General features: G+C 74.7%; 3 protein-coding genes. All 3 read left to right on the forward strand.

Annotated elements, in window-relative coordinates; all coding sequences use genetic code 11:
- The first annotated feature begins 308 nt into the window (after positions 1-308).
- The 3 genes from ACIRF9_RS52470 (at position 309) to ACIRF9_RS52480 (ending at position 3,699) form a co-directional block, all read left to right on the forward strand.
- A complete protein-coding gene (locus ACIRF9_RS52470) occupies positions 309-2,024 on the forward strand; it encodes a GAF domain-containing protein (protein WP_403837749.1) in 1,716 nt (571 codons plus the stop codon).
- A 25-nt stretch (positions 2,025-2,049) separates the two neighbouring features.
- Positions 2,050-2,652, forward strand: a complete 603-nt coding sequence (locus ACIRF9_RS52475; protein WP_403837751.1) for a hypothetical protein — start codon at positions 2,050-2,052, stop codon at positions 2,650-2,652.
- A 168-nt stretch (positions 2,653-2,820) separates the two neighbouring features.
- Positions 2,821-3,699 (forward strand): universal stress protein, encoded by an 879-nt coding sequence (locus tag ACIRF9_RS52480; protein WP_403837753.1) that lies wholly within the window; start codon positions 2,821-2,823, stop codon positions 3,697-3,699.
- The last annotated feature ends 214 nt before the right edge of the window (positions 3,700-3,913 follow it).

The following is a 3,913-nucleotide window of genomic DNA, read 5'->3' on the forward strand; positions in this document are numbered from 1 at the left end:
GCCGAGCCATCTCGGCCAGGTTCGCGCCCTTGCCGCCGAGCAGGCCGGCCAGGTCACGGCCGCCCTCGGTGAAGTCGTACACGTAACGGACCATGGCGCCGGTCTCCTCCATCGGACGTCGGGCTGGACACCTCCAGCCTCCGTCCGCCGGGACCGGCGCGGCAGGTGCGGTCGGTCCCCTCCACCGGGCCGGTCGGCCCATGCGAGGACCGCGGGTAACCGGGCCGATCCGCTACCGCGTCCACCGGTCGGCCGTTACCGTGGCACATGATCGGACCGGTGGGTGTCCGTTGACCGGAGGAGCGCAGGTGGGAAGCCCCGAGGAGGCCCGGGTACGGCTGCCTCAGCTGCGGTTGGACGAGCTGCTGGAGGAACTGCAGGCCCGGCTGGACGCGGCGCGCGGCACCCGAGACCGGGTGCACAGCCTGCTGGAGGCGGTGCTGTCGGTCGGCCGGGAGCTGGACCTGGAGCAGGCCCTCCACAGCATCGTGGAGGCGGCCGCGGCGCTGGTCGACGCGGAGTACGCGGCGCTCGGCGTGATCGGACCGGACGGCAAGAGGCTGTCGGCCTTCCACACCGTCGGGGTCACCGAGGAGCAGATCGCCCGGATCGGCCCGTACCCGGAGGGCCACGGCATCCTGGGCGAACTGATCCGCCACCCCGAGCCGCTGCGTCTGGCGAAGCTCTCCGAGCACCCCGCCTCGTACGGGTTCCCACCGCACCACCCGCCGATGAACACCTTCCTCGGCGTCCCGATCCGGGTGCGCGACCAGGTCTTCGGCAATCTGTACCTGACGGAGAAGCGGGGCGGGGGACAGTTCGACGAGGACGACGTGTCCGTGACGCTGACCCTGGCCGTCGCCGCCGGGGTCGCCATCGACAACGCCCGGCTGTACGAGGAGTCCCGGCTGCGGGAACGCTGGCTGCGGGCGAACGCGGCGATCACCCACAGTCTGATGTCCGGCGGCGCGCGCACCGAGGTCCTCGCCCTGATCGCCGAGCAGGCCGGCGAGATCACCGGATCCGCCCTCGCGGCGGTCGCGCTGCCCATGGAGGACACCACGTCGCTCGCCGTGGAGACCGCCGTCGGGCTCGACGCCGAGGCCCACCGAGGGCTCGTCCTGCCGATGGACAGAAGCCTGATGGGGCTGGCCTACTCCACCGCGGCCCCGGTCACCAGCGAGGACGTCGCCCACGACGACCGCGTCTCGCCGGAGCCCCCGAGGTTCGGCGGACTCGGCCCCGCCGTGGCCGTGCCCGTCGGCACCGGCGAGGCGGGCCCGCGCGGTGTGCTCCTGCTGGCCCGGGAAACCGGCCGGCCGACGTTCTCGGCGACGGAGACCGAGACCCTTCAGGCCTTCGCGGCACAGGCCGCCATCGCGATGGAGCTGGCGCAACGCCGTCAGGACGCCGAGGAGGTCGCGGTGCTCAAGGACCGCGACCGCATCGCCCGGGACCTCCACGACCTGGCGATCCAGCGGCTGTTCGCCACCGGCATGACCCTGCAGAGCGCGGGCCGCTTCATCGAGCACGACGAGGCGGCCGAGCGGGTGGTGCGCGCGGTCGACGACCTGGACGAGACCATCAAGATCATCAGGTCGACGATCTTCGGCCTGCGCACCCGGGAAGGCACCGGGGAGGCCGGGCTGCGGGCCCGTGCCGTACGGGCGGTCGGTCAGGCCGCGCCGGTCCTGGGCTTCGCCCCCAGCGTGCGCATGGAGGGTCTGCTGGACACCGACGTGCCGAAGGAGATCGCCGACCATGTGGTGGCGGTGCTGTCCGAGGCCCTGACCAACATCGCCCGGCACGCCCGCGCGGACCGGGCCGACGTGCTCCTGGCCACGGACGGGCGGGAGGTACGGCTGTCGGTCACCGACAACGGCGTGGGCATCCCGGAGGGGGGCCGCCGCAGCGGACTGCGCAACATGGCGGAGCGTGCCGAGCAGCTGGGCGGCCGACTGGAGCTGGGCACCCCCGAGGGCGGCGGCACCACGCTGCTGTGGCGGGTGCCGGCGAGGAAGTGACGGCGCTCGAGGAGGGGGCGAGCCCATGGCCGGGAGCCATCGGACACAGGTGACCAGCGTGCGGTTCTGGCGGTGGCGGCACAACGCGCTGCGACGCCCCGGCGACGTCGTCGAAGCCCGGATCGTGCTCGCCACGTGGACCCTGGCCCTCCTCGCCGGAGCCTTCGCGGCCCGGGCCGCCGCGACGGCCGCCGACGCGGACATGGCCGCGCGGCGGGCGGCCGTACACCCCGTCGTCGCCGTGCTCGCCGAGGACGCGTCGAGGATTCCGCCGACCACGACCGGATTCGACGACGACAAGGTGTGGGCGACGGTCCGCTGGACGACGGCCGACGGCCGCGCGCACACGGCACGGACGAAAGTCGATCCCGACGCCACCACGGGCACCCGCGTGACGGCGTGGGCCGACCGCACGGGCGCCCTGGTCCCGGACCCGCCCACGGCGACGCAGCGGGTGGTGCAGGTGGTGGGCACCGGCGTGCTCGCCGCGTCCGGCACCGGCGGCACGGTGCTCGCCGGCGGATGGCTCATCCGCAGACGGCTGCTGAGCCGGCGTCTGGCGGAGTGGGACGCCGAGTGGAGGCACGTCGGCCCGCAGTGGCGCAACCTCAGCGGAGGCAAGGGCTGAAGGGCGGTCGCCCGCGCCCCGACGCGCACCCCTGACGCACCCGGCCGCAACGCGAACGCCTGGGCCGAACGGCCCCGTCGAAGGCCGGTCCGCCCCTCGTATCGCCCGCCGGTCCGTGCGACGGTGAAATCGGACCCCTGTGCTGCTCTACGGAAGGCGGTGGGGACGATGACACTCCCCCTGGTCGTGGGCATCGACGGATCCGACGCCGGCCTGTCGGCGGTCGACTGGGCGGTGGACGAGGCCGCCCGGCACGGTCTCGCGCTGCGCATGGTGCACGCCTCGCGCTGGGAGCGGTACGAGCGAGCCCTCCCGTACCCCGGCCACAGCCGCCCGTCCGGGCGGGTGCTCGCCGAGAACCTCGTCGCCTCCGCCGCCGAGCGCGCCGGACAGCGCAACCCCGCGGTGAAGGTCACCACGGACATCGTCCCCGACGACGCCGTGGACACCCTGCTGCGCGAGGCGGACGACGCCTTCGCCGTGGTGACCGGAGCACGCGGACGCGGTGGGCTGAAGGGCCTGCTCCTCGGCTCGGTCGGCCTGGCCGTGGCGGCCCGCGCGCCCTGCCCGGTGATCGTCGTCCGGGGCGACGCGGCGGGCCTGGCCGGCTCCCACGAGCGGATCCTGCTGGGCGCGGGCGACCCCGAGACCGGCGCCGAGGAGGTCGTGCGCTTCGCCTTCCGAGAGGCCGAGACACGCCGATGCGCCCTGGACGTCGTACGCGCCTGGCGCCGCCCCGCGCACGACGACGCGGACGAGCCCGCGCCCGCGGAGGGCCCGACGCGCGGGCCCGAGGAACGGGCCTCCGCCCTGCTCGACGCGCTGCTGCGGGACGCAGTGGCCGAGCATCCGGCGGTCCGGGTGCGGCGCGTCACGGTCGAGGGACCGGCCCACGGTGTCCTCGTGCACCACTCGGCCGCCGCCGACCTGGTCGTCGTCGGAGCGCGGCGCGGACACGGCCGTCTCGGGCTCCAGCTCGGCCGGGTGAGCCACGCCCTGCTCCACCACGCGGACTGCCCGGTGGCGGTCGTGCCGCAGACGATGTGACCGTGGGAGACGGAGGCCGAGCGACTCCGCCGTACGGCGCCGACACCGTCGTACCCGCCGTACGGCGCCGGCAGCGTCGTACCCGACCTCGGCGAACCGCTCGACGAGGGGGTACGGCAGTGACGGGCTGGACCTGGGAGTACGACGGCTACGACCCGGCGGACGAGCGCCTGCGGGAGTCGTTGTGCACGCTGGGCAACGGCTATCTCGCCAC

It is taken from the genome of Streptomyces sp. NPDC096132 (assembly GCF_044763345.1).
Lineage (GTDB): Bacteria > Actinomycetota > Actinomycetes > Streptomycetales > Streptomycetaceae > Streptomyces.

Bases quoted from the DNA above. Each gene is read 5' to 3' on its own strand.
- ACIRF9_RS52475 (WP_403837751.1), top strand. From the start codon at position 2,050: ATGGCCGGGAGCCATCGGACACAGGTGACCAGCGTGCGGTTCTGGCGG.
- ACIRF9_RS52480 (WP_403837753.1), top strand. From the start codon at position 2,821: ATGACACTCCCCCTGGTCGTGGGCATCGACGGATCCGACGCCGGCCTG.